Annotated in this window: 24 protein-coding genes and 1 pseudogene; 9 read left to right on the top strand and 16 right to left on the bottom strand. The window is 63.5% G+C overall.

Annotation, left to right across the window (positions count from 1 at the left end; translation table 11 throughout):
• Positions 1 to 7: 7 nt before the first annotated feature.
• From BLU35_RS18415 to BLU35_RS18405, 3 genes are read right to left on the bottom strand one after another with little or no spacing between them, the layout of a single operon-like run.
• Positions 8 to 2,833, bottom strand: coding sequence for a DUF4159 domain-containing protein (locus tag BLU35_RS18415; protein WP_093233987.1), 2,826 nt, complete (start codon positions 2,831 to 2,833; stop codon positions 8 to 10).
• On the bottom strand, positions 2,830 to 3,750 hold the full coding sequence (locus BLU35_RS18410; RefSeq protein ID WP_058326538.1) for a DUF58 domain-containing protein: 921 nt from the start codon (positions 3,748 to 3,750) through the stop codon (positions 2,830 to 2,832). The genes BLU35_RS18415 and BLU35_RS18410 overlap by 4 nt, the downstream gene beginning before the upstream one ends.
• A 3-nt stretch (positions 3,751 to 3,753) precedes the next feature.
• Positions 3,754 to 4,767, bottom strand: coding sequence for an AAA family ATPase (locus BLU35_RS18405; protein ID WP_093233986.1), 1,014 nt, complete (start codon positions 4,765 to 4,767; stop codon positions 3,754 to 3,756).
• 171 nt (positions 4,768 to 4,938) lie between these two features.
• Here BLU35_RS18405 and BLU35_RS18400 point away from each other — a divergent pair, with 171 nt between their 5' ends.
• The 3 genes from BLU35_RS18400 to BLU35_RS18390 are packed head-to-tail and all read left to right on the top strand — an operon-like array spanning position 4,939 to position 7,447.
• Entirely contained in the window at positions 4,939 to 5,562 is a 624-nt protein-coding gene (locus BLU35_RS18400) for a DUF1285 domain-containing protein (RefSeq protein WP_093233985.1), read from the top strand.
• A complete protein-coding gene (locus BLU35_RS18395; protein ID WP_093233984.1) occupies positions 5,559 to 6,191 on the top strand; it encodes a CoA pyrophosphatase in 633 nt (210 codons plus the stop codon). Before BLU35_RS18400 ends, BLU35_RS18395 begins: the two co-directional genes overlap by 4 nt.
• Positions 6,188 to 7,447, top strand: coding sequence for a CCA tRNA nucleotidyltransferase (locus BLU35_RS18390; protein ID WP_093233983.1), 1,260 nt, complete (start codon positions 6,188 to 6,190; stop codon positions 7,445 to 7,447). The genes BLU35_RS18395 and BLU35_RS18390 overlap by 4 nt, the downstream gene beginning before the upstream one ends.
• Positions 7,448 to 7,521: 74 nt before the next feature.
• Here the strand turns inward: BLU35_RS18390 and BLU35_RS18385 are convergent, their stop codons facing one another.
• Positions 7,522 to 7,707, bottom strand: coding sequence for a DUF1059 domain-containing protein (locus BLU35_RS18385; protein WP_057253104.1), 186 nt, complete (start codon positions 7,705 to 7,707; stop codon positions 7,522 to 7,524).
• A gap of 195 nt (positions 7,708 to 7,902) precedes the next feature.
• On the opposite strand from BLU35_RS18385, the gene BLU35_RS18380 reads away from it, so the two are divergent.
• A complete protein-coding gene (locus BLU35_RS18380; RefSeq protein ID WP_057253106.1) occupies positions 7,903 to 8,445 on the top strand; it encodes an adenine phosphoribosyltransferase in 543 nt (180 codons plus the stop codon).
• Between the two features lie 69 nt (positions 8,446 to 8,514).
• On the opposite strand, the gene BLU35_RS18375 is transcribed toward BLU35_RS18380, so the two are convergent.
• The 3 genes from BLU35_RS18375 to BLU35_RS18365 form a co-directional block, all read right to left on the bottom strand.
• On the bottom strand, positions 8,515 to 8,727 hold the full coding sequence (locus tag BLU35_RS18375) for a hypothetical protein (RefSeq protein WP_057253108.1): 213 nt from the start codon (positions 8,725 to 8,727) through the stop codon (positions 8,515 to 8,517).
• A 154-nt stretch (positions 8,728 to 8,881) separates the two neighbouring features.
• A complete protein-coding gene (locus BLU35_RS18370; RefSeq protein ID WP_082616006.1) occupies positions 8,882 to 9,352 on the bottom strand; it encodes a MaoC family dehydratase in 471 nt (156 codons plus the stop codon).
• Positions 9,352 to 9,804 carry a MaoC family dehydratase gene (locus BLU35_RS18365; RefSeq protein ID WP_093233982.1) on the bottom strand — a complete coding sequence of 151 codons (453 nt, stop codon included), beginning with the start codon at positions 9,802 to 9,804 and terminating at the stop codon, positions 9,352 to 9,354. Before BLU35_RS18365 ends, BLU35_RS18370 begins: the two co-directional genes overlap by 1 nt.
• Before the next feature lie 182 nt (positions 9,805 to 9,986).
• On the opposite strand from BLU35_RS18365, the gene BLU35_RS18360 reads away from it, so the two are divergent.
• Positions 9,987 to 11,093, top strand: a complete 1,107-nt coding sequence (locus BLU35_RS18360; protein WP_286161551.1) for a hypothetical protein — start codon at positions 9,987 to 9,989, stop codon at positions 11,091 to 11,093.
• Between the two features lie 88 nt (positions 11,094 to 11,181).
• On the opposite strand, the gene ychF is transcribed toward BLU35_RS18360, so the two are convergent.
• Positions 11,182 to 12,285: a redox-regulated ATPase YchF gene (gene ychF / locus BLU35_RS18355; RefSeq protein WP_093233981.1), complete on the bottom strand. Its 1,104-nt coding sequence runs from the start codon at positions 12,283 to 12,285 to the stop codon at positions 11,182 to 11,184.
• A gap of 186 nt (positions 12,286 to 12,471) precedes the next feature.
• Between ychF and BLU35_RS18350 the strand changes: the two genes are divergently transcribed.
• Both BLU35_RS18350 and clpS read left to right on the top strand, forming a co-directional pair.
• A complete protein-coding gene (locus tag BLU35_RS18350; RefSeq protein ID WP_093233980.1) occupies positions 12,472 to 13,038 on the top strand; it encodes a hypothetical protein in 567 nt (188 codons plus the stop codon).
• Positions 13,039 to 13,211: 173 nt separating this feature from the next.
• Complete coding sequence (gene clpS / locus BLU35_RS18345) at positions 13,212 to 13,523, top strand: ATP-dependent Clp protease adapter ClpS (protein ID WP_057253114.1); 312 nt, start codon at positions 13,212 to 13,214, stop codon at positions 13,521 to 13,523.
• 42 nt (positions 13,524 to 13,565) lie between these two features.
• Here clpS and BLU35_RS18340 read toward each other — a convergent pair whose 3' ends face one another.
• On the bottom strand, positions 13,566 to 13,865 hold the full coding sequence (locus BLU35_RS18340) for a DUF6958 family protein (RefSeq protein WP_058326543.1): 300 nt from the start codon (positions 13,863 to 13,865) through the stop codon (positions 13,566 to 13,568).
• Positions 13,849 to 14,409, bottom strand: a complete 561-nt coding sequence (locus BLU35_RS18335) for a GFA family protein (protein WP_113737070.1) — start codon at positions 14,407 to 14,409, stop codon at positions 13,849 to 13,851. Before BLU35_RS18335 ends, BLU35_RS18340 begins: the two co-directional genes overlap by 17 nt.
• A gap of 120 nt (positions 14,410 to 14,529) precedes the next feature.
• Between BLU35_RS18335 and BLU35_RS18330 the strand changes: the two genes are divergently transcribed.
• Positions 14,530 to 15,159, top strand: coding sequence for a TetR/AcrR family transcriptional regulator (locus tag BLU35_RS18330; RefSeq protein WP_286161550.1), 630 nt, complete (start codon positions 14,530 to 14,532; stop codon positions 15,157 to 15,159).
• Positions 15,160 to 15,244: 85 nt separating this feature from the next.
• Here the strand turns inward: BLU35_RS18330 and BLU35_RS18325 are convergent.
• From BLU35_RS18325 to BLU35_RS18300, 6 genes and pseudogenes are all read right to left on the bottom strand, one after another.
• A pseudogene (locus tag BLU35_RS18325) lies at positions 15,245 to 15,481 on the bottom strand (squalene cyclase); the annotation flags it as partial.
• Between the two features lie 70 nt (positions 15,482 to 15,551).
• Positions 15,552 to 16,271: an aminoacyl-tRNA hydrolase gene (gene pth, locus BLU35_RS18320; protein ID WP_093234029.1), complete on the bottom strand. Its 720-nt coding sequence runs from the start codon at positions 16,269 to 16,271 to the stop codon at positions 15,552 to 15,554.
• Between the two features lie 67 nt (positions 16,272 to 16,338).
• Entirely contained in the window at positions 16,339 to 17,073 is a 735-nt protein-coding gene (locus tag BLU35_RS18315) for a substrate-binding periplasmic protein (protein WP_093233978.1), read from the bottom strand.
• A gap of 95 nt (positions 17,074 to 17,168) precedes the next feature.
• The gene (locus tag BLU35_RS18310) at positions 17,169 to 19,553 is read right to left on the bottom strand and encodes a putative bifunctional diguanylate cyclase/phosphodiesterase (protein ID WP_093234028.1); all 2,385 of its coding nucleotides are present in this window, start codon (positions 19,551 to 19,553) and stop codon (positions 17,169 to 17,171) included.
• 261 nt (positions 19,554 to 19,814) lie between these two features.
• The gene (locus BLU35_RS18305; protein ID WP_058321130.1) at positions 19,815 to 20,423 is read right to left on the bottom strand and encodes a 50S ribosomal protein L25/general stress protein Ctc; all 609 of its coding nucleotides are present in this window, start codon (positions 20,421 to 20,423) and stop codon (positions 19,815 to 19,817) included.
• 156 nt (positions 20,424 to 20,579) lie between these two features.
• Entirely contained in the window at positions 20,580 to 21,761 is a 1,182-nt protein-coding gene (locus BLU35_RS18300; protein ID WP_057253126.1) for a benzoate/H(+) symporter BenE family transporter, read from the bottom strand.
• 249 nt (positions 21,762 to 22,010) lie between these two features.
• Here BLU35_RS18300 and BLU35_RS18295 point away from each other — a divergent pair, with 249 nt between their 5' ends.
• Positions 22,011 to 22,967 carry a helix-turn-helix domain-containing protein gene (locus tag BLU35_RS18295; protein WP_058326546.1) on the top strand — a complete coding sequence of 319 codons (957 nt, stop codon included), beginning with the start codon at positions 22,011 to 22,013 and terminating at the stop codon, positions 22,965 to 22,967.
• Positions 22,968 to 23,184 lie beyond the last annotated feature (217 nt).

Genomic DNA, 23,184 nt, shown 5'->3' with positions numbered 1-23,184 from the left:
TCAGCCCTCACTGCCCAAGCCTCTGGAGGAGGTCCGGCACATGAACCTGATCGGACTTGTAGTTGCCGGTCAGCATGTACATCATGATGTTGACGCCCGCCCGATAGGCATATTCGCGCTGCATTTCGTCCGGCGGTACCGTCGGCAGAAGCGGCGCGCCGTTGGCGTCGACAGCCCAGGCGCCGGCGAAGTCGTTACCGGTGATCATGATCGGCGTGACGCCATCGCCGCCGCGCACCGGTCGGTTGCTCTGCTCCTCGGCGTCATGGGGGGCGGCTTCCACCCACAACTGGCTCTCGGTGTAACGCCCGGGAAAATTCGAAAGCAGGTAGAAGGCCTTTGTCAGCACGTGGTCGGAAGGCACCGGTTCCAGCGGCGGAATGTCTAGGCCGTTCAGCATCTCCTGCAGGCGCTGCACATTGGGGCTGTCGCCCGCCGTCGAAGGCGTGAGCGAGGAGAACTGGTCGCGCGTGTCGAAGAGCACGGTCCCGCCGTTGCGCATATAGGCGTCGATCCGGCTCATCACTCTGCTGCTCGGCATCGGCGCCGTGGCGGATACCGGCCAATAGATGATCGGGTAGAACGCCAGCTCGTCCTGTTCCAGATCGACGCCAACGGGGGCGCCCGGTTCCAGAGCCGTGCGATAGGTCAGGTAGTTGCTGAGGCCCAGGAGGCCCTGTTCCGACAATCGATCGACCTCGGCCTCGCCGGTGATGACATAGGCGAGGTGGGTCGTGTCGAGGCGTTGCAGTGTCTGCGCGTCGCTTGGCTGGCTATCCTGCGCGTGAACAATCGTGGGTGCCAGGGCAGCAACACCAAGGGTGGCAAGGCCAAGGGTTGCAAGCACGGCTGCCGTGGCGGCGCCACCGGCAGCGCGGCGGCGCAATCCTGTGAGGCCGCCGGCCATGGAAAGCACGATCAACGTGTCGATCAGGAAAAGCATCAGCGCGAGCCCGAAGAGATAGGGCCGGATCGAGAACGGGCGCACGCCTTCCAGCCCTTCCGCGCGTTCGCTGACGAGGTTGCCTCTGATCGGAGCGATGCTGCCGCCGTCGGGGAGAAGATTGTTGGCAACAAAACCCTCTTCCGAGCCGTAGAGGCCGGGCGGTGTGTCTGCGGAAACAATCGGCGCAACTCCGGGGGCGATCTCAAGCGGCCGGGCGCTGCCCGTCTCCGTGGTCAGTTCGCCCCGGGCGTTTACCAGGCGATAGGGCGGCAGGGTCTGCGCCTTGCTTGTCTGGTCACCGGCAATGCCGCCGGCACGTGAAAGCTGGATGGACCGGCGCAGCATGTCGACGAAGGAGCCTGAAATCGGCAGGTTCGACCAGCCCGGGTCGGCGCTCACGTGGAAGAGCACGATGCGTCCACGTCCGCGTTCGGCTGTGGTGACCAGCGGCGTGCCATCGGCGAGGTTGGCCCAGGTCCGTTCGGCAAGGTCCGGTGTCGGCTGCGCCAGAACCTGGCGTTTGACAAGCACATCGCGCGGATGCTCGAGACCGGCAAAGGGGCTGGAAGATGGGTAGTCGGCAAGCGGCTGCGGCTCTGACCAGGAGAGCGCGCCGTCGAGGGACCGTTCGCCCTGCCTGAGCATGACGGGGACGAGCGGGTCGTCGGCAGGCGCGCCGGCCAGCCTCGGGCCGGCAAAGCGAACGAGCATGCCGCCATTCTCCAGCCAGCGCGTCACCAGCGGATAGCTTTCGTCCGGCAACCGGCCGACGTCGGCCATGACCAGGATCGACGGATTTTGAGCGAGAAGTTCGGCAATCGCCTTGCCGATCGCTTCCTCTCGCGGCTCGATCAGGTCGGCGTGAGGTTCGAGCGCCCGCTTGATGTAATAGAGCGGTGAAAGCAGCGGCTGCGACTGGTGAACCTCGCCGCTCAGCAGCGCCACGCGACGACGGCGATTGCCATCGTCGAGCAGGTGGATGCCGCCGGCTGTCGCCTGGCCCTCGATCGTCAGACGTGCGAAATCGTTGCGCAGCTCGAAGGGGGCCCTCAACAGGGCATTCGCTGCCGTGGCGCCTGAGGCGAAGCGGAGTTCGCCTTCGGCAATGGCGGTGCCGCGCGCGTCGCGGGCAAAGACGTAATAGGCGCGTGGCTCGCCAAGCGGCAGCCGCGATGCCGTGACCCGCATGCCTTCGTTTTCGTTGGTCGCGGATGTCAGCGCGATGGCGCTTTCCGCATTGCCTTCGATCCGGCGGACGTTGGCCGCGCCGATCTCCGCGACTTGGCGCATCGTCTGACCGTCCCCAGCCTCGATCCCGTCACTGAGGAACGCAAGCGTGCCAGGCGGCGAGTTCGCGAGGGCGGCTTTCATGGCGGCAAGCGCCCGATCGCGCGCGGCTGGCAGCGGTTGCGGCTGCGCCGCGGCCAGCCGGTCTCGCGCGGTGGTGGCGGAAGCCGGGGTCGCATCGTGCTGTCGATCGGTCGTGAAGACGATCGAAACCGGCAGATCCTTCGCCTCCGCATCGTCGATGAGCGCATTGGCGGCCTCGACCCGCCGATCCCAATCGGAGACCGTCGCCCAGCTGTTGTCGATGACGAGCGCCAGCGGGCCAGCGGAGGAAAGCGTGTTCTGCCGCGGGTTGAACACCGGATCGGCGATCGCCAGGATCACCGCCGCGGCCATCAGCATGCGCAGCAGCGTCAGCCACCAGGGGCTTTGCGCCGGGGTTTCCTCGCGCTTCATCACGGACGCCAGGATGCGCAGCGGCGGGAAGACTTCGGCCGCGGGCCTTGGCGGCGTCATGCGCAGCAGCCACCAGATGACGGGCAGGGCAACGAGGGCGGCGAGGATGGCGGGATTGGTGAACAGGAAGGGCAAGCTGCTCATAGCTGGCCCCCGTGCGTCGCGCGTCCCGGCATGCCGGAGAGATAGGTATGCACGGCGACGAGCGCCTCCGAGGCGGGCCGGTCGGTTCTGTGCGGGGTGAAGGTCCAGCCGAGGTGGCGGAGCGTCACGCCCAGGCTGTCGCGGCGGCCGACATAGGCGCGCTGATAGTCCTCGCGCAGCACTTCGGCGCGGCCGGCCGTCAACTTCTCGCCGGTCTCCGGGTCGGTGAATTCGGTGCGGCCGCTATAGGGAAACACCTCTTCCGCAGGGTCGGCGATCTCGACCACATGGCCGCGCAAACCCCGGCGTGCCAGCGGGCCGAGGCGGTCCATGATCTTTTCCGCCGGATCGAGAAAATCGCCGATCAGCACGAGATCGCTGGCGCTGCGGATCATCCCGGTATTGGGGAGGCCTTCCGCAAGCGGGCTCAGCATGATTGCGGTCGCCAGCCGTTCGGCGGCATTGCGGGCCGAGATCGGCTCCATGATGCCGGGGCAGCCGATGCGTTCGCCAGAGCGCGCGAGGATCTCGGCGAGCGCCAGCATCAGCACGAGCGCGCGGCTCTCCTTGGAGACGGCGCCGAGCCTCGACTTGTACATCATCGACGGGGAAAGATCCGCCCACAGCCAGATGGTGTGCGCGGCCTCCCATTCGCGGTCGCGGACATAGGTGTGGTCGTCGCGGGCCGAGCGGCGCCAGTCGATGCGCGACAGGCTCTCGCCGTCGCTATAGGGCCGGAACTGCCAGAAATTCTCGCCGATGCCGCGCTTGCGCCGGCCATGCCAGCCAGAGATCACGGTATTGGCGATCCGCCGCGCCTCCACCAAGCAATCGGGAACGAGCATGGCGCGCTGTTGCGCGCGGGAAAGTACTTCACCAGCAGGAGTACGCGAGACTATGTGCCCGACGGTGGCCATTCGTCAGCCTCTGGCCTGTTTCACCAGATCGGCGATGACGTCGCGCACGGTCATGCCTTCGGCGCGGGCAGCGAAAGTGAGCGCCATGCGGTGCTGAAGCACGGGCTCGGCAAGCGCCAGGATGTCGTCGATCGACGGCGCCAGGCGCCCGTCGTAAAGCGCGCGGGCGCGGGCGCAAAGCATCAGTGCCTGGCCGGCGCGTGGGCCGGGACCCCAAGCAACGTTCTTGTCGGTCGCGGCATTGCCGTTGCCCGGACGGGCGGAGCGCACGAGCGACAGGATCGCGTCGACCACCTTTTCCCCCATCGGCATCTGTCGGATGAGGGCCTGGATCTGCTGCAGCCGCGCTGCATCGATGACCGGGTGAGCGGTTGCTTCGCTGACACCTGTGGTCTCGAGCAGGATCTGCCGCTCGGCCGCAAGGTCGGGATAGCCGACATCGACCTGCATCAGAAAGCGGTCGAGCTGCGCCTCGGGCAGTGGATAGGTGCCCTCCTGCTCCAGCGGGTTCTGGGTGGCAAGCACGTGGAAGGGCGCCGGCAGGTCCTTGCGGGCGCCGGCCACCGTGATGTGATACTCCTGCATCGCCTGCAGCAGCGCCGATTGCGTGCGCGGCGAGGCGCGGTTGATTTCGTCGGCCATCAGCAATTGCGTGAAGATCGGGCCGGGAATGAAACGGAACGAGCGATGGCCGGCCGCATCCTGGTCCATGACTTCCGAGCCGAGGATGTCGGAGGGCATCAGGTCGGGCGTGAATTGCACGCGGCTGGAATCAAGGCCGAGGACCGTGCCGAGTGTGGCGACGAGCTTCGTCTTGGCAAGGCCGGGAACGCCGACGAGCAGGGCATGGCCGCCGGAGAGAACGGCGAGCAGGGTCTGCTCGACAACGCTCTCCTGACCGAAAATAACCTTGCCGACTTCCGCACGCACCCGGGCGATTTCGCCGAGTGCGCTTTCGGCCGCGGCGACAATCGTCTTCTCGTCGATCGCGTCGGCCGCGCCCTTCATGACAGTCATGGTCGTACTCCCCGGTCGCCCGTTGTTAAACCGAATCGCCCTATACCGGGATTTCAGTTGCCAAATTCCAATTTAGACCCTGCCGGACGGCTGACAAGTCGGCGCCGACGCACTATCTCGTGACATATCAAAGGTCTCGATCTGAAAATCGGGGTCAAACGGGACGGAACAATGGCAGAAGCCGAAATTCAGCAAACCGGCGATGCCGCCGGACTGGCGGCACTGATTGCGCGTGCTGCGGGGCAGACCGGCGAAAAGGCGCGCGGCCTGCCGCCGGTGGACCGCTGGAATCCGCCGTTCTGCGGCGACATCGACATGGAGATCCGCGCCGACGGCACCTGGTTCTATCTCGGCACACCGATCGGCCGGCAGCCCTTGGTCAGGCTGTTTTCCACCGTTTTGCGCAAGGACGAGGATGGGCACACCTATCTCGTGACTCCTGTGGAAAAGGTCGGCATCCGCATCGTCGATGCGCCCTTCGTGGCCGTCGAAATGAGCATGACCCAAGGAGAACAGGGCCAGCTCCTGACCTTCCGCACCAATGTCGGCGATGTGGTCGAAGCCGGGCCGGAGCATCCGCTGCGCTTCGTCATCCACGGTGAGAACCGGGAGCTGAAACCATATCTGCATGTGCGCGGGCGTCTGGAGGCGCTGGTCTCCCGGCCCGTCATGTATGACATCGTCGAACTCGGTGAGACGCTTGAAGTCGATGGCACCGAGATGTTCTGCGTGCGCTCGGGCGGCGCCGTCTTCCCGATCATGCCGGCGGCAGAGCTGGAAGCGCTGTCGCGATGAACCGGCATCTCTTCTCCGCTGACGAATTCCGTCGACGTGCGCTTACCCAGATGGGCGGACCTGTGGAAACCTCCTGGCGCGACCATGGCGATTTCCTGCTCAATCCGGGCATCGTGCCCTATCTGGAGACGCTGCATCTGAAGGATGCCGCAGTCCTCGTGCCCGTCGTCGACGATGGTGACGATGCGAGCGTCATCCTGACCCAGCGCACGGCGAGCCTGCGCAAGCATTCCGGTCAGGTCGCCTTTCCCGGCGGGGCCGTCGATCCCGAAGACCGGTCCGTCGAAGTGGCGGCGCTTCGCGAAGCGCAGGAGGAGATCGGTCTCGATCCGCGCTTCGTCGAGACCATCGGTCGGCTGCCGCATTACATGGCCATGTCCGGTTTCCGCATTACCCCGGTGCTGGCGGTGGTCAAGCCCGGCTTCGAATTGATCGCCAATCCGGACGAGGTCGAAAGCGTCTTTGAGGTGCCGCTGTCCTTCCTGATGAACCCCAGCAATCACGCCCGCGGTCGCGGGCATTGGCAGGGCGAGGAGCGGCATTTCTATCGAATGCCCTATGGTGACCATAACATCTGGGGTATCACCGCCGGCATTCTCCGCATGCTTTATGAAAGGCTTTACGCATGACTTCCGTTGCCGGCGAAGGCTGGTTTTCATCGCCCTCTCTCCGCCGTGTTTTCGAGGTCCTGAACGTCGAGGGCGGCGAGGTCCGGGTCGTCGGCGGCGCGGTACGCAACAGCCTGATGGGTCTGCCGGCCGGCGACATCGATATGGCGACCACCTGGCGTCCGGACGAAGTGTCCGAGCGGGCGAAGGCGGCAGGCATCAAGGTGGTGCCGACAGGCATCGATCACGGCACCGTGACGCTCGTCATCGACGGTACGCCCTATGAGGTGACGACGCTCCGGCGTGATGTTTCGACTGATGGCCGCCGCGCGGAAGTCGCCTTCGGCAGCGACTGGAAGGCGGATGCAGAACGGCGGGATTTCACCATCAATGCACTTTACGCGAACGACCGCGGCGACGTGTTCGACGATGTCGGCGGGCTCTCGGACATCGAGACGCGCACGCTGCGCTTCATCGGCGATGCTTCAGAGCGGGTTGCCGAGGACTATCTGCGCATCCTGCGTTTCTTCCGGTTCTTCGCGCATTACGGCAGCGGCAGGCCGGATGCCGAGGGCCTGCGCGCCTGTGCCAGGGCGCGCTCGAAGCTTGCAACGCTTTCGGCCGAGCGGGTCTGGGCCGAAACAAAGAAGTTGCTTTCCGCCGCCGATCCCGGCCGCGCGCTGCTGTGGATGCGCCAGGCAGGCGTGCTGACCGAAGTTCTGCCGGAAACGGAAAAATGGGGCATCGACGCGATCCCGGATATCGTTGCCGCCGAGCGGGCCTTTGGCTGGGCGCCGGATCCGCTTCTGCGCCTGGCCGCGATCGTGCCGCCGGACGAAGAGCGGCTGGAGGCAATGGCGGAGCGTCTGCGTCTGTCGAAGGCGGAAGCTGCCTATTTCAGCCGCTGGGCCAAGGCGCCGGCGGTCCCCGCGACCACCGTCGATACGGCCTTCGATCGGTTGCTCTATCGTCATGGAGTGGAGGGGATTGTCACAGGGCTGCGGCTGGCGCTGGCAACGGCACGGCGCAAGTCGGAAGGCGATCCGGCGCTGCTGTCCGAAACCGCTGCGCTGCGCCGGCTGCTGGCACGCGCCGACGCCTGGAAGCGGCCGAGCTTCCCGCTGAATGGCGGCGATGTGCTGAAGGCCGGCGTTCCGGCCGGCCCGCGCGTGGGAGAAATCCTCAGCGAACTCGAAAATCTCTGGATCGAGCGCAACTTCAGTCTCGACCGGGCAAACCTCATCGCCCGGCTCGAAGCCATGGTGCAGCCGGACTAATCGGACGGCTAGCGCCGCCTTGAGGACGGCTAGCCTGCCTTGGCCGGACGGCTTACGCCGCCTTGGCCGGACGGTTACGCCGCCTTGGATTCGTCGGTGATCCGGGCCTTGATGTTGTCGATCATGTTTTCGCGAATAACCGTCTCGCCGTGCGTTTCGCGCATGTGCTCGACGGCGCGGCGCACGATTTCGGCATCGTTGTCGGCGCGCGTGTGCCATTCGCAACCCGGGACGAGGGAACCGCATTCAAACAGGCGCATGGTGCTTCCTTCCCTGTCTAAAGTTTGATGCGAGAGCGCGGCGCGCCTTTCGGGCGACCGCACGATTAGAGTAGCATCAACCCCCAAGGGCGGCCAATTGTTCCCGCCGACGACGCGAGAAGAAACCGTTATAGACAAAGAGGCCGATGGTGTTATGGGTTTGCGGTAACAAGAGACGCAAAGGCCCTTTTGCCCATGACCACCGTTCAATCGGAACTGATCTCCGCCATCCGGAACATTCCTGATTATCCGAAGCCGGGCGTGATGTTTCGCGATATCACCACGCTGCTCGGCAATCCGCGCGCATTCCGCCGTGCGATCGATGAGCTGGTGCATCCCTACGCCGGTACCAAGATCGACAAGATCGCCGGCATCGAAGCGCGCGGTTTCATCCTCGGTGGCGCGATTGCACACCAGCTTTCTTCCGGCTTCGTTCCGATCCGCAAGAAGGGCAAGCTGCCGCACGACACCGTGCGCATCGCCTACAGCCTGGAATACGGCGTCGACGAAATGGAGATGCACAAGGACGCCATCAAGCCGGGCGAGAAGGTGATTCTCGTCGACGATCTGATTGCGACCGGCGGGACGGCGGAAGCGGCCACCAAGCTTCTGAAGCAGATGGGCGCCGATATCGTCGCCGCCTGCTTCGTCATCGATCTCCCCGATCTCGGTGGACGCAAGAAGCTCGAAGCGCTCGGCGTCAATGTCCGCACGCTGATCGAATTCGAAGGCCACTGATCCTGACGGGCGATAGCGGCATTGCGGATCGAAATCCGCGCGTTCCGCACCGGATCATTTTCGATCGCTTCAGAGGCGATTGATCGTCCGCAACATCAGCTGAACTTCACGCTGTGTGGCGGGTGGCAGTGTCTCTACTTCCTTTTGCCAAAACTGTTCGGCTTCCGGAGGCTCGTCTTCCCAACTTCTGACGGATGTCTCGTTATCGTCGATCACGACACGGCGATGGCCGCCAAGACGCAGATAGGCGTCCGCCAGTTCACAGACATGGGTTTTTTCCATGGCCAACACTCCCGTTTCCTTGATGCAAGGCGGGCATCCCGCACGGGGTAAGTGACAGTCGGCACCGCGCTTTGTCTGGTGCTGATTTTACGCGCAAACCGCGCTGGAATTAAGATGTCTCTGGAGGTGCGTCGCCCGAAGGCGGCGCTCGTTGCTACACGAACTCGATCACCTTGCTCTCAAAGCGGATCACCGCCTCGCCGTGCTGGTTGTCGCCTTCGCACAGGATCGTGTTGATCCGCCAGCCGGGTTTCGAGGTGAGCGAGCGGCTTTCGAGGAAGGTCACGAAATAGGTGACTGTGTCGCCGGCATAGACCGGCTTCAACCATTTGAGATCGCGAAAACCGGGCGAGGGGCCGAGGTTCGGCGCACGCAGACCCTCGGCGGCGAGCCGGCGCTGCTCGTTCCTCCAGAAGCGGACGAAGCATTGCATCCATCCGGCGCTGGTATGCCAGCCCGATGCGCAAAGCCCGCCGAACAGCGAATGCCGTGCCGCTTCCTCATCGAGATGAAAAGGCTGCGGGTCGAAGTCGCGGGCGAAGCGGATGATGTCTTCGGCCGTGAAGGTCAGGCTGCCGATGGCGGTCCTGGCCCTGGCGGCGTAAAATTCTTCCATCGTCATCATCAGGCTTGCCCCTTCTCGCGGCAGCGAAAGAGAACGGTGCATTCGGAGACCGCCATGGGCTCACCCGCCTGGTTGGTGATTTCGTTGCGGAATTTGACGATGCCGAGATCGGGCTTCGAATTCGACCGCCGCGCCTCGAGCACGAGGCTGAAGCCATTGAGGATATCGCCGGCGATGACCGGCTTCCTCCAGTCCATGAAGTCGATGCCGGGCGACCCTTGAGACGTCGAATTGCCCATGAAGGCGTCGAGCATCATGCGCATGCCGACGGCGCTGGTGTGCCAGCCGGACGCGGCAAGGCCGCCAAGAATGCTGCGTTTTCCCGCTTCCTCATCGAGATGCATCGGCTGCTGGTCGAACTCACTGGCGAAGGCGATCATCTCCGCCGGCTTCATCTCGACCGGCGTGTAGTCGAAACGGCGCCCTTCGGAAAAATCCTCGAAATACAGCATGCTTGAGTTGTCCCGTCTGATTTGCTGCCGTCTACCTACTGCATAATTTATCGAAGCGGAATCCATTTGAGCGGATCTGTTGCGAGGCAGCGCGGGCTGAATTTCCAGGTTGCGCATGCCGGACGTTCATGCAACCACCTGTCTAGCTGCCGCATCCGCCGGCGCTTGATCGAGGAGCATTCGTGACCGAACTGAACAGAGCGCTCGCAGGCGCTGCCGAAAAAGGGATCATCTCAGCGAACCAGGTGAGAGATCTGGAAGCCTATCTTGCGGACCGCGGCATGATCTTCGGGCCGACGGCGCCGGATGCCGCCGCGGAGCGACATGACGCTGCGCTTGATGCGCGTGCAGCCGAAGACAGCGAGCAGCCGCGGTTCGTGCGGGGATTTCACGATATCCTGATCACCATCGGCGTCATTGTCGTGCTGATCGGCCTTTGGGGTCTGGGTGGTCCGTTCGCAACGCTGCCGGTCATTCTCGTTCTTGCCGAAATCCTGGTGCGACGCCAGCGGCTGGCACTGCCGTCGGTGGCGCTGACGGTCGCGCTCGTGCATTGGGTCGGAACGACGTCGCTGATGTTCGTGAGCGAGCAGGAGGATGCCTGGAAACCGCTGATCTTTGCACTCGCCTACCTATCGGCGTTCCCGATCCCGCTGGGCCTGTTCTACTGGCGCTATCGTGTACCACTGGCGCTGGCCGGTCTGATGGTATCGATCGCACTCATCTGCGTGGTCGCGATCCTTCTTGCCCTCGAGAAGATCCTGGGGATCGACCTTGCCAACGAAGACCATTTCATGCTTCTCGCGCTCACTGTTCTTGTTGGAGCCCTGGGCCTTTTTGCGGCCGCCATGCGCTACGACGTTTCCGATCCACAGCGTGAGACCGCGCGCTCCGATACGGCATTCTGGCTGCACCTGGCCGCAGCACCGGCATTGCTCTACGCACTGATGGGCCTGGTTTTCCTGTCGAACGGTGGCAGCACCTGGTGGGACGGTCAGGCCGGCTTCGGCCAAGCGGTTGCCGCGATCCTGATCGTTGCGGCCTTCATGCTGGTCGGGCTGGTCATCGACCGGCGTGCGTTCGTCACGTCGGGGCTGGTGTCGCTCGGGGGCGCGGTGTGGACGATGCTGAGCCAGACCGGCGCGTCGCTCGACAGCTACGTCTTCGTCGCCTTCGCGGTGGTCGGCGTGACCGTACTCTTCATCGGCATCTTCTGGCAGCGGTTGCGCCGTATGGTCATGGACCTGCTACCGGAAACGATAACGGCGCGGTTGCATGCCGCGCCGTGATACCGAGTTCTCTGCGTGCGCTGCACCGTTGCAGCGCACCTTGTCTCTTTGATCTTGCGCCTGCTACGCAAGATCGCCGCGCCACGTCTTACGTGTTGAAGCGGAAGTGGATGACGTCGCCGTCCTGGACGACGTATTCCTTGCCTTCGTCGCGCGCCTTGCCGGCTTCCTTGGCGCCCACTTCGCCGCCGAGCGTGATGTAATCCTCGTAGGCGATCGTGTTGGCACGGATGAATCCGCGCTCGAAGTCGGTGTGGATGACGCCGGCCGCCTGCGGTGCCTTGGTGCCGCGCTGGATCGTCCAGGCGCGGGTTTCCTTGGGGCCGACGGTGAAGTAGGTGATGAGGTCGAGCAGCTTGTAGCCGGCGCGGATCAGACGGTCGAGACCGGCTTCTTCTAGGCCGAGCGCGCTCAGGAACTCCTTGGATTCTTCTTCCGGCAGCTGTGCCACTTCGGATTCGATCGCCGCCGAGATCACGACGCTTTCGGCCCCCTGCGCCTTTGCCATTTCGGCAACCGCGCGGGTGTGTTCGTTGCCGTCGACCGCATCGCTTTCGGCGACGTTGCAGACGTAGAGCACCGGATGGGCGGTCAGGAGGTTGAGGCCCTGCAGGATGCGCAGCTCTTCGGCATCGAGCGTGGCAAGCAGCGTGCGTACCGGCTTGCCGTCCTGCAGCAGCTTCAGCGAGGCTTCCATGATCGGCAACTGCGCCATGGAGTCCTTGTCCTTGCCGCCGGCGCGCTTGCGGGTCTGCTCGGTGCGGCGCTCGAGGCTGTCGAGGTCGGCGAGCATCAGCTCGGTCTCGATCGTCTCGGCATCGGCGACCGGGTGGATGCGGCCTTCGACGTGGGTGATGTCGTCATCCTCGAAGCAGCGCAGCACATGCACGACGGCATCCACTTCGCGGATGTTGGCGAGGAACTGGTTGCCGAGGCCTTCACCCTTCGACGCGCCACGCACGAGGCCGGCGATATCGACGAAGGAGATGCGCGTCGGGATGATTTCCTTCGACTTGGCAATGTCGGCAAGCTTGCGCATGCGCGGGTCCGGCACCGCCACTTCGCCGGTGTTCGGCTCGATGGTGCAGAACGGGTAGTTGGCTGCCTGGGCGGCCGCCGTCTTGGTGAGTGCGTTGAAGAGCGTGGACTTGCCGACGTTCGGCAGCCCGACAATACCGCATTTGAAGCCCATGGGGTCTCGTCCGTATCCTTAAATTCCGTTGGCGTGGCTATGCGGGAAGGGCGCTTCCTGGTCAAGGGTGGACACCCCGTTCACGGTAAATAAGGGGCTTGCGCCGTTGAACGCGCGGTATTTGGGCCGCATATGCCCTCAGAAATCCGCCGGTCCCGTCGCGGCGAAAAGTCTGAGGAGCCCACATTGATCGATCAGAAATTCATGTTCCCGCGCGTGCCGGTGGCCGTCGTCGATATCGGCGACACGCTTGAAGCCCTGCTGATCCGTTCCATGCTGGAGAGCCTTAGCGCCGTCGTCACGCTGCATCTGCCGGGGACACCCGGGGACTTCCTGACCTTGATCGCCGGCGGCGAGTTCGTGCATCAGCATCTGGTCATTTGCGGTCACGGCGACGAAAATGGTTTCGTCTTCGGCGAGTATTGCGAAGGCATCGACACATCGATGCTAGTCGACGGTAGCCTGCCGCCTTCGGTCGTTGCCGAGCATGCCAGGCTCGGCGGCAAGATCGTTCTCAGCACCTGCTGCGAAACCGGCGGCAAGGCATACGGCGATGCCTTTGTCGGGGCGGGTGGCGCAGCCCTCTACGTCGCTCCCGATGGTTCGCCCGAAGGGGCCGATGCGCCGCTCTTCGTGCATTGCTTCTATCATGCGCTTCTTGCGCGCAAGCAGGCGCCCGAGGCGGCACTGGAGCGGGCCCGCTCCTATGACGAGGCGGCGACGATGTTCGTCGGGCACTGGCCCGCCAACTGACCGACGGTGACTGCCGCCCCTGCTTTTGCTTGATCGGTGCGCCCGCCCGTAGGATAGTGCGCATATAGCGCCGCGCGTCGCTGTAACATTTAGATCTGCTTCACGATTTTGTCCCTAAATCGGTTCTGGTTTAAGGAATTTCCGTTCTTTCTGTCATCAACGGGGTGGTTCCGATGAGTGACAACGAGGTTGCCAGAAAAGTCAAAGTGAAGGTCAAGCCGAAGCTCGAACGGCCGAAACTTTACAAAGTCATGCTGCTCAACGACGATTATACGCCGCGCGAGTTTGTCGTCGGCGTGCTCAAGGCCGTGTTCCATATGAGCGAGGAGGCCGGCTACCGCGTGATGATGACGGCGCACAAGATGGGCACTTCGGTGGTCGTCGTCTGTGTGCGCGACATTGCGGAAACCAAGGCCAAGGCGGCGACCGATCTTGCCAAGGAAGCGGGTTTTCCGCTGCTCTTCACCACCGAACCCGAGGAATAACGAGCGGCCGGTACGAAGGATGGCGGGGGTCGCCGGTTCGCTTTATGTTTTCTTATGTAGACGAAGCGGCTTGCTTGCTTCCCGCTTGATCGTGCCCTTGGCTTCGAGATCGAGCTGAACCGCCTTCAGCCACCAGCCGGCCTTTGCACCCTCGGGGAAAAGGTCCTGCGGCAACAACGGCAATAGCCGCTCCTTCGCTTCCGCGACGGTCAGCCCCGGTGTGGCCGGCAGGACCGCGAGCAGGGCTTCGCGCATTGCCTCGTACTTTACCCGGTCGACACGGTATTTGTGGCCGGGCGAGACGATGTTTTCGATCTCGATCTTCTCAGCCTGAGATGCCATTGGCCTCACCTTTCACATAGTCGATCCTGGGCGCCTTGAATCCCATGGCCGCCCAGGCGGTCAAAAGCCGCCACATGAAGCGGCCCGAATGCGTCTTGTAGCTCGGCAGTGTGTCGTTGAACTCGACGCCTGCCTTGCGATCTTTCGTCATGGTCCGCATTTCGAGCGGCGGCTGTTCGTCCGGGGCGAAACGCTGATTGTAGACGCTCAGCCAGTGGCCGCCTTTGAATTCGAGGAACATGGCGGCGTTGCAGCAACTCGCAATCACCCTTCGCGTCGGCGCCTCGGGCGTCAACCGATGCTCGCGCAAAAGCTCGCTGCCCCGGATGCAGCGGATCCTGTCCTTCCGGTAGAGCGCGAAGCGCGTCGAGCCGTCGGCTTCCAGCACAGGCGACGCTTCGGGCAGGGCCTCGAAGCGCTCGCCGGCGGTGCGGCAACTGGTGCAATAGCAGGCGGCGCCGACAATCGGCTCGCCGACGGCTTCAAAGGCAACCTGACCGCAGCGACAGGCGGCAATCCGAATTCTTGCTTGTGGTTTCACCATGGCCCTCTCCCGATATCGGCTCATTAACTAGACTGTACCGTCCAGTTTGATTTGTCAATCCGACTGGCCTATTGTGTGGGGCAGATGATTTGTGACGTGCAGCAAGGCGGAGGGGCAGAATTGAGCAATGGCGCAAAGACGCGCATGGAGCGTACCCGCAAGGGGATCGTGGCGGCGGCAAGCGATCTCTTCCTGAAACACGGCTTTCTCGGCACGAACATGGATGAGATCGCGGCGACCGCGGAAGTGTCGAAGCAAACCGTCTATTCCCATTTCCAGAGCAAGGAGGCGTTGTTTCTGGAGGTCGTGCGCAGCATGACGGGTGGGGCAGGCGATGAGTTCCAGGAGCAGGTCGCCGATCCTGACGGCGATGAGCCGATCGAGGAATTCCTGCTCGACTATGCCACCCAGCTGCTGACGATCGTGATGACGCCGCGGCTGATGCAGGTGCGGCGCCTGGTGATTGCCGAGGTCGAGCGCTTTCCGCAGCTTGGCGAAGCGCTGCACGAGCGCGGACCGATGCGCTCGATCAGGCGGCTTGCCGTCGCCTTCAAGCGCTATGGCGAGAAGGGCGACATCCGGGTGAAGGATGTGCAGGTCGCTGGCGGGTTCTTCAACTGGCTCGTCATGGGTGGGCCGGTGAACGACGCCATGCTGCTCGGCGACGGCGCCATTCCGGCGCCGGAGGTTCTGCAGGCCCATGCGGCCGAGGCGGTGCGGATCTTTCTGGCAGCGCACAGAGCCGCCTAGGCGTTCGGGTCTCTTTCAGGTTCGCGGCTATCCGTTTGATGCGGAAGAAGTCAAGCTGCGACAGCGAAAAGCACGTGGCCGTCTAGGGTTGACCGCGCTCGGACCACTCGCGCGCGTCAAAACCAGCCGGAACGAAGGCGCCGCCCGCCCATTGGCCGTCGTCGTCCTGATGCGAAAGCAGTCTGGAGCCCCAGCCTTCGGTCTCCACCTTGGCTCGCTCGGCCCTCCACACAGGTTCCGGGGCATCCAGCAGGTCACGCATCACTTGCCAGCGGATCGAAGGATCCGAAGCGAGAAGCCAGTCAATCACCGGGAGGCTCATAGGGCGTGCTCCAGGCCGGTCTTCAAAGCCGACCTGAGCGAAAACTAGTGCTCGCTCCGGAAACGGGAAGCTAGTCGCCCTTCGAGCCGAACATCTTCTTCAGCATGTCGGCCATCGGGCCGGTCGCCGGCAGCTTCTTTGGCTGGGCTGAATTGCGCGCCTGGTGGATGTGCGATTGCGCGCTCTGCTTCTTCGGGGTTTCGGGCTTGTCCGCTTCCGGCTTGCCGCCGGTCGCGAGCGCGATCTTGTTCAGAAGCTGGGAATCCTCGCCGCGCACCAGCATGTCGGCATTGTCGGCGATGGCGTCGAGCAGCGGTATCAGCCAGGCTTGGTCGGCCTTGGCGAAATCGCCGAGAACGTGGGCGTGAACGAGGTCCTTGACGCCGGGATGGCCGATGCCCAGACGCAGGCGGCGATACTCCTTGCCGCAATGGGCATCGATCGACTTGATGCCGTTGTGGCCGCCATGGCCGCCGCCGACCTTGAGCCGCGCCTTGGCGGCCGGCAGGTCGAGTTCGTCATAGATGACGGTAATATCCTTCGGCTGCAGCTTGTAGAAGCGCATGGCCTCGCCGACCGCTTCGCCTGAGAGGTTCATGAAGGTCTGCGGCTTCATCAGGAGCACGCGTTCGCCGCCGATCTCGCCTTCGGCGATCTCGGCCTTGAACTTCTTCGACCAGGAGGAAAAGCTGTGCCGGCGGTGAATGACGTCGACCGCCATGAAGCCGATATTGTGCCGGTTGGTGGCGTATTTCGAACCTGGATTGCCAAGCCCTACGATGATCAGCATGTCGTCACGCGTCGATGATTTCGGGGTGGGGCCATCCAAGATCATCGTGCCCGGGGGAAGTCAACGCTTATTTCTCGGCGCGCAGGCTGGCATTCGGCGTGAGGCCGTAGTGCTTGAAGATTTCGTCCTGGGTGCCGTTGCCGACCAACCGGTCCAGTTCGCGCTGCATCGCGGCGACGGTTGCCCGCGATACATCGCGGTGGCAGGCGATGCCGTAGAGCTTGCCTTCAAGCACCAGCGCCGCCTCGACCGGTTTGCCCTCGGCGCGCATGCTCTGGAAGGTTTTCTCTGACGTCATCAGCAGATCGACGCGTCCGGCGATCAGCTTCTTCACGCTCGAATCGAGGTTTGCGGCATAGTCGATCTTCGGAAAGTCGTGGTCCCTGAGATAGGTTGCGGAAAAATCCTCGCGCTGGGTGCCTACGGTGTACTGACGTGCTGCTTCCAGCGAAGCCGGTGCTATGTCTGAGCCGGCGTGGCGAACCATAACCATATGATCGACCAGCAGAGGTTCGACCCATTGAAACTTCTTGTCGCGTTTGGCGTCGTGGCCGGTGGTGAAAACGCAATAGGCAGGATCGGTTTCGGCCAGCATGAAAGCCCGCGCCCAGGGCAGAACCTCGATCGTGTAAGGCTGTTTCAGCCGCTCCATGATCCGCTTGACCTGATCTACCGCAGCACCGCTCGGACCGTTCTCGGTCGAAAAATTGTAAGGGGGGTACTCCTCGGTGACGAACTTGATCGTCTGTGCCTCAGCGGTCGTGAAGAGACCGAGGAAAAATATTGGGATCAGCGCCTTCACGTGCTTTCCTCCTTTTGCTGCATGCCTTGCGGTATCCGTGCGGTGCTGCCGCGTCCCGAACCTCCATGGGAGAGCGCGACCGCTGGCAGCGAACATCATGCCCGCCTGTCTGCCACCGCCGCCGTCTTTGCCTCCGAGTCGTTTTCCAGCATCTTCAGCATGCTGTCGATCTGCATCGGCCGGCTGAAGAGATAGCCCTGGCCGCAATCGACACCCAGCTTGCGCAGCAGCTGCCATTGCTCCTTCGTCTCGATGCCTTCGGCAACGACGGTGCAGCCCATCTGGTGCGAGATGGTGCGGATGCCCTTGATCAGCATGCGGCTCTTGCGGCGGATGTCGACGGTGCCGGAACTCAGCGAACGGGTGAAGGACTGGTCGACCTTGACGATATCGACCGGGAAACGGTTGAGGTAGCTCAGTGATGAATAGCCGGTGCCGAAATCGTCGAGCGCGATCCGGCAGCCGAATTCGTTGAGTTGCTTCAGCACCGCGTGCACTTCCGGATTGTCGAGCATGAGGACGGCTTCGGTGATCTCGACGACGATCCGGCTTGGCGAAATATGGTGCTTCAGGAGCAGGGCGGCGAGCTTGTGCGGCAGCGTCAGCTCGAATTGCAGCGGCGAGAAATTGACGGCCAGATAGGTGTTCTGCGTGCCGTCCAGCTCGGAGATCGCAGCCAGATGGCGGATCGCCTTTTCGAGGATGTGGTCGCCGATGCGGGCGATCGTGCCGGTTTCCTCGGCAATGCCGATGATCTTGCCGGGCGGCATCAGGCCCTTTTCCGGGTGGTTGAGGCGCATCAGCGCCTCGAAGCCGGCGATCTGCCCGTCGGCAAGGCTGACGATCGGCTGCAGCCAGGCCTCGAAGTGGTCGTCCTTCAGCCCAGCCTCGATGCACTGTTCGATCTCATGGCGCTCGCGGGAAGCGTCGAGCATGCTGGCATCAAAGAGCTGCAGGCCGTTCTTGCCATCGTGCTTGCGCGCATACATGGCCATATCCGCCTTGAGCAAGAGGTCGGAGGCGTTTTCCGCATGGGCCGGGTAGACCGAGATGCCGACACTGGCACTGACGAGGAGTTCGTTGCCGGCAATCGGCATCGGCTCGCGCAGGGCCGAAACGATGCGTTCGCCGATCTCGCTTGCGAGCGCAGCCGCATCCCGGTCGGAAATCAGGATGGCGAATTCGTCGCCGCCGAGGCGGGCCATGATGTCGCCGGGGCGCAGCGCGTCATGGATGAGCTCGACCGTGTGGCGCAATACTTCGTCGCCGGCCGCGTGGCCGAAATTGTCGTTGATCCACTTGAAGCGGTCGAGATCGATGAACAGGCAGCCAAGCTGCATGCCGCATTCGTCGGCCTGCCGGATCGCGTCATCGAGTGCCCCTTCGAACCCCTGGCGGTTGAGCAGGCCGGTGAGGTGGTCGGTGATCGCCTGGGTGTGGTTGCGGCTTTCCGCCTGCTTCAGCGCCGTGACATCGGTCATGACGGAGAGCGACAGGCTGCCTTCACCGGTCGCCTTCGTCTCCTGGATCAGCACCGTCATCAGCTCGCTATCCGTCTTGCGGAAAGGAACGGTGACCTCCCGGATCTCATGGTCGCCGACCGCGATCGTTTTGGCATGGCTGCGATAGGTTTCGTGCCAGTGCTGATCGATGAAATCGACGAAGTCGCGGCCGATGACGTCGTCCCGATCGTAACCGGTCGCCAGCAGCCAGTAGTCGCTGACGGCGAGCAGGCGTCCGTCTACGTCGAGCGAGAACAGCATGGCGGGCGTCAGGTTGTAGATATCGGTGACGCGTTCGTGCGCACTCTTCAGTTCGGTCTCTTCGCGCTCGAGCCGGTCCTGCATCTCGTTGAAATTGGCGGCAAGCGCGCCCATTTCGTCGTCGGAGGTCCAGTCGACCCGGTGGCGTGAGCCGAGCCGGCGCGTCGCCTCGATCGCCGCCGTCAGGCGCATCAGCGGGCGCATCACCGTGAAGCGATTGCCGACGAGGGCTGCGGCGAAGACGATTGCGACGGCGAAGAGCAGGATGGCGAGGATCGCCAGCTCGTCCTTGCTGAATTGCGACAGAAGGCCGGGCGTCGGCACTCTCACCTCGATGCGACCGATCTCCTTCATCCCATCCATGGACTGATAGGAAATGGGCAGGCTGAGGATGCGGTCCTTGGTGCCGGGCACAGCGCCGCCGAGCGGCATCTGGGCGAGGATCGAGCCGGTCTGGTCGCGGACGGTGACAGAGAGGATATCGGTGCCGTTTATCAGCGATCGGGCGATGTGCTTTATGCCGTCGCTGTCGAAGTCCCAGATGGGTTTGCCCAGCGCCTCGGCGCTTGCGGCCATCAGCAGTTCGATGTTGTGAATCCGCTCGCGTGCGATGCGGTCGCTGGAGATACTCAGGAAGAGAACGAGCAGAGGGGCAATGAAAACGAGCATTGCGCCACAGACAATCGCAATAAATCGGTTCTCCACGGAATGCATCATCGGATGCACGCCTCGGAAGGTGCTGCCACGCATTTCATATTCGGATTCTCTTCAGTCTGAGCCCCAGTTTCCCCGACAGAAGAACATCATCAAAACCTTAAATGTTGCTGAAATCGCTTCGTGATAAATGATGAGATGCGATGCCGGCGCTGTGTGGCCACAGGCCGGTGGACCAATGCAAAAAGCCCGCCCCAAACGAATGGGACGGGCTTTCGATGAAGTGCAGCGGGACTGGCTTTTCGCCAGTCACCCAAAAGCCAATCAGGCTTCTGCTTCGCCTTCGGCTTCTTCCTTCACGCCACCGGCCGGAGCAACGATCGTTGCAATGGTGAAGTCGCGGTCGGTGATGACCGGGGTCGCGCCCTTCGGCAGCTTGATGTTGGAAATGTGAACGGCATCGCCGACCTTGAGGCCGGAGAGATCGACGCTGAGGAATTCCGGAATGTCGTTGGCCGAAACGTTGAGTTCGACTTCGTGGCGAACGATGTTCAGAACGCCGCCAGCCTTCAGGCCCGGGGACTTCTCTTCGTTTTCGAAGTGAACCGGAACTTCAACGGTAACCTGGCTGTCCTTGGAGACGCGCAGGAAGTCGACATGCATGGTGAAGTCACGGACCGGATCCAGCTGGTAGTCCTTCGGCAGGACGCGGATCTTTTCGCCGTTGACGTCGATGACCGCGACGGTGGTCATGAAACCGCCGGCGTGGATCTTCATCGTCACTTCCTTGGTGGAGAGTGCGATGGAAACGGGGGCCTGCTTGTCACCGTAGATGACAGCCGGGATAAGACCGTTGCGACGAAGTTCACGGGAGGACCCCTTACCAACCCGTTCGCGCGTCTCGGCCTTGAGCTCGTAAGTTGCGTGGCTCATGGGTAGACCTTTCTATGTCTAAATCTGGAGAGCTCATCCGACATGGCGGATGAACCGAAGCCACATGGGCTTCATCCGCGTTGCCTCCAAGGGTGTCTACGCGGACGGGGCGGTGCATAGACGAGATCGGCTTGAAATGCAAGCTTTGCCGCGGGTTCAGGCCTTTTTCTGGGTAAGACGCGCAAGCGCCAGCATCAGCCCACCGGCAATCAGACCCCAGAAGGCCCCGGAAACACCGGCGAAACTGACGCCCGATGCCGTCACCAGAAAGGTGATGGCGGCCGCCTCGCGTGTCTTTGCCTCGGTGAAGGCGGCCATGGCGGAACTGGCGAAGGCGCCGACGAGCGCGAGGCCGGCCACCGCCTCGATCAGGATGGAAGGCGCAAGGCTGACGAAGGTGGTGACGGCGCCGGCAAGCAGCCCGAAGAGAATGTAGAAGGCGCCGGCATTGATCGCCGACCAGTAGCGTCGGTTGCGATCGGGATGGGAATCGCTTCCGGCGCACATGGCGGCGGTGATCGCCGCCAGATTGACCGCGTGGCCGCCGAACGGCGCGCTCAGCATGGAAAAGAGGCCGGTGGTCGCAAACAGCGGCCCGGGGGCGGGGTGATAGTCGTTGACCTTCAACACCGCGATGCCGGGGATGTTCTGCGAGGCCATGGTGACGATGAAGAGCGGCAGCGCAATGCTGACCATGGCTGCGACATTGAACTGTGGGGTCACGAACTCGACGGTCGGCACCAGCGCCGAGGACAGGGTAGAGAAGGCGCCCGCCGGGACTTCGACGCCGAAGGCGATGACGAGTACGAAAGCGACGAGCGCGGCCGGCACCGCATAGAGCTTGTTGACGCTGCCGACGACCGCCCAGGCGATGAGGATCGGCAAGCCGAGAAGCGGATTGAAGGCGATCGCCTTGACCGGCGCGAAGCAGAGGCTGAGCAACACCCCCGCGAGCATGGCATTGGCGAGCGGGGCAGGAATGCCCGAAACCAGGCGGCCGAGCGGTTTCCAGAGGCCGGCGACGACGACGAGCAGCCCACAGACGAGGAAGGCGCCGACGGCAGCGTTGAAGCCGCCTTCGACGACGCCCGCGCTCGCGAGCAGTGCGGCACCCGGCGTCGACCAGGCGATGCTGACCGGCAGCCGCGTGATGGCGCTGATGACAATCGCGCAGACGCCCATGGAGATCGACAACGCCATCAGCCCGGAGGCAGCCTGTGCTTCGCTGGCGCCGACTCCGGTCAGGCCGTGCAACACGACGGCGAAGGAACTGGCGAAGCCGACGAAGGCGATCAGCAGGCCCATGAAGAGGCTCTGGGGCGAGAAGTCACGAAACATGGCGGCAACCGGCTGTTGTGGGGGTGAGTCGCGGCGATCTGATCCTTTCGCGTATCACATTCGGGCGCGCTGTCGATATCGGCCGCGTGATGCACCGATCAAACTCGCTGAGGGGGGCTGACCCTCGAACCTTCGTCTGGCTGGACCTTTGCGGAGATCGTTGGCTATAGTGCCGCCCAAGCAGGTGCGCCGTTTGGGAGATCGGTCGCATCCGCCTTCCGCCGGTCGACGCTTTCAGGGAGGAAGCCGATGCCTGCCGTCAGGGATCATTCGGAACTTGTCTATCGGGTCGCGCACCAGTCTTCGGCGGCGGCGAGCTCATCGGTGGCCGCGTCGTGGCGGCGCTGCATGACCCTGCATAAGCTTGCTCCGGAGGAAGCCCGTACGCCGCTTCGGCTGTCGGACAGCGAGTTTCGCTCCGTCCGCGAGCGCTCCGGTGAGCTGCTGGCGGAGGCCGGCATCGAACTCGACCGGTTGTTTGCGACCGTCGGCAGGGCTGGCTGCTGCCTGCTCCTCACCGACAATGACGGCGTGGCGCTCGAGCGGCGCGGAGCGGTCGGCGACGACGCTGAATTTCGCGGCGTCGGGCTCTGGTCGGGAACGGTCTGGAGCGAGGCGAATGTGGGCACCAACGGCATCGGCACGGCGATCGCCGATGAGCGCGCCGTCGTCATCCAGCGCGATCAGCATTTCCTGAGCAGCAATATCGGCTTGAGCTGCGCGACCGCGCCGATCCGCGATCATCGCGGGCGATTGGCGGCGGCCATCGACATTTCAACCTGCCGTGACGATGCCTCCGAGATCACCATGTCGATCCTGTCGCAGGCGGTTCGTGACGCCGCCGCGCGCATCGAGGCCGGCCTCTTCCGTCGTGCCTTCGCCGGTGCGCGCATCGTGCTGGTGCCAGTGGATCGAGCCGGGCCGGCGCTCCTTGCTGTCGACCGCGACGACCTCGTGCTCGGCGCGACGCGTGCCGCACGGCAATGGCTCGACCTCGACGACCGGCGCATCGCCGCCGGGGTTCCGGCCTCCGACCTTCTTGGAGAGGACACGTCAGGTGATGCCGCCGAGCTTCCCGATGCGGAGCGCGCGGCGCTCCGGCGTGTTCTTTCCCGTGCCAGCGGCAACGTCTCCATGGCGGCCGAGCTGCTCGGCATCAGCCGCGCCACCCTTTACCGCAAGATGAAGCGGCTCCAGGTCAACTGATCTTCCTACCCATCTGAAGGCTGCCCCTCACCCTAACCCTCTCCCCGCAGACGGGGAGAGGGGACGTGGCCCCGAGCGGTCTTTGCGATTGTGGTGGCCCTGATCCTTGGGGGAATGGGGAGCATGCCGCTTGCCCCTTCTCCCCGTGACGACGGGGAGAAGGTCCCGGCAGGGGGATGAGGGGCAAACGTTGACTGAAGCAACCGCAGACTTGCCG

This window comes from Sinorhizobium sp. NFACC03 (assembly GCF_900103435.1).
GTDB lineage: Bacteria > Pseudomonadota > Alphaproteobacteria > Rhizobiales > Rhizobiaceae > Ensifer.
This window is presented reverse-complemented; position numbering and strand designations above follow the sequence as displayed.

Bases quoted from the DNA above. Each gene is read 5' to 3' on its own strand.
- BLU35_RS18375 (WP_057253108.1), bottom strand. From the start codon at position 8,727: ATGGAAAAAACCCATGTCTGTGAACTGGCGGACGCCTATCTGCGTCTT.
- pth (WP_093234029.1), bottom strand. From the start codon at position 16,271: ATGCTGATCATCGTAGGGCTTGGCAATCCAGGTTCGAAATACGCCACC.
- BLU35_RS18305 (WP_058321130.1), bottom strand. From the start codon at position 20,423: ATGAGCCACGCAACTTACGAGCTCAAGGCCGAGACGCGCGAACGGGTT.
- BLU35_RS18295 (WP_058326546.1), top strand. From the start codon at position 22,011: ATGCCTGCCGTCAGGGATCATTCGGAACTTGTCTATCGGGTCGCGCAC.
- BLU35_RS18365 (WP_093233982.1), bottom strand. From the start codon at position 9,804: ATGCTGTATTTCGAGGATTTTTCCGAAGGGCGCCGTTTCGACTACACG.
- BLU35_RS18405 (WP_093233986.1), bottom strand. From the start codon at position 4,767: ATGACTGTCATGAAGGGCGCGGCCGACGCGATCGACGAGAAGACGATT.
- BLU35_RS18370 (WP_082616006.1), bottom strand. From the start codon at position 9,352: ATGATGACGATGGAAGAATTTTACGCCGCCAGGGCCAGGACCGCCATC.
- BLU35_RS18395 (WP_093233984.1), top strand. From the start codon at position 5,559: ATGAACCGGCATCTCTTCTCCGCTGACGAATTCCGTCGACGTGCGCTT.
- BLU35_RS18380 (WP_057253106.1), top strand. From the start codon at position 7,903: ATGACCACCGTTCAATCGGAACTGATCTCCGCCATCCGGAACATTCCT.
- BLU35_RS18310 (WP_093234028.1), bottom strand. From the start codon at position 19,553: ATGATGCATTCCGTGGAGAACCGATTTATTGCGATTGTCTGTGGCGCA.
- BLU35_RS18335 (WP_113737070.1), bottom strand. From the start codon at position 14,409: ATGGTGAAACCACAAGCAAGAATTCGGATTGCCGCCTGTCGCTGCGGT.
- BLU35_RS18390 (WP_093233983.1), top strand. From the start codon at position 6,188: ATGACTTCCGTTGCCGGCGAAGGCTGGTTTTCATCGCCCTCTCTCCGC.
- BLU35_RS18400 (WP_093233985.1), top strand. From the start codon at position 4,939: ATGGCAGAAGCCGAAATTCAGCAAACCGGCGATGCCGCCGGACTGGCG.
- BLU35_RS18300 (WP_057253126.1), bottom strand. From the start codon at position 21,761: ATGTTTCGTGACTTCTCGCCCCAGAGCCTCTTCATGGGCCTGCTGATC.
- BLU35_RS18410 (WP_058326538.1), bottom strand. From the start codon at position 3,750: ATGGCCACCGTCGGGCACATAGTCTCGCGTACTCCTGCTGGTGAAGTA.
- clpS (WP_057253114.1), top strand. From the start codon at position 13,212: ATGAGTGACAACGAGGTTGCCAGAAAAGTCAAAGTGAAGGTCAAGCCG.
- BLU35_RS18415 (WP_093233987.1), bottom strand. From the start codon at position 2,833: ATGAGCAGCTTGCCCTTCCTGTTCACCAATCCCGCCATCCTCGCCGCC.
- ychF (WP_093233981.1), bottom strand. From the start codon at position 12,285: ATGGGCTTCAAATGCGGTATTGTCGGGCTGCCGAACGTCGGCAAGTCC.
- BLU35_RS18340 (WP_058326543.1), bottom strand. From the start codon at position 13,865: ATGGCATCTCAGGCTGAGAAGATCGAGATCGAAAACATCGTCTCGCCC.
- BLU35_RS18385 (WP_057253104.1), bottom strand. From the start codon at position 7,707: ATGCGCCTGTTTGAATGCGGTTCCCTCGTCCCGGGTTGCGAATGGCAC.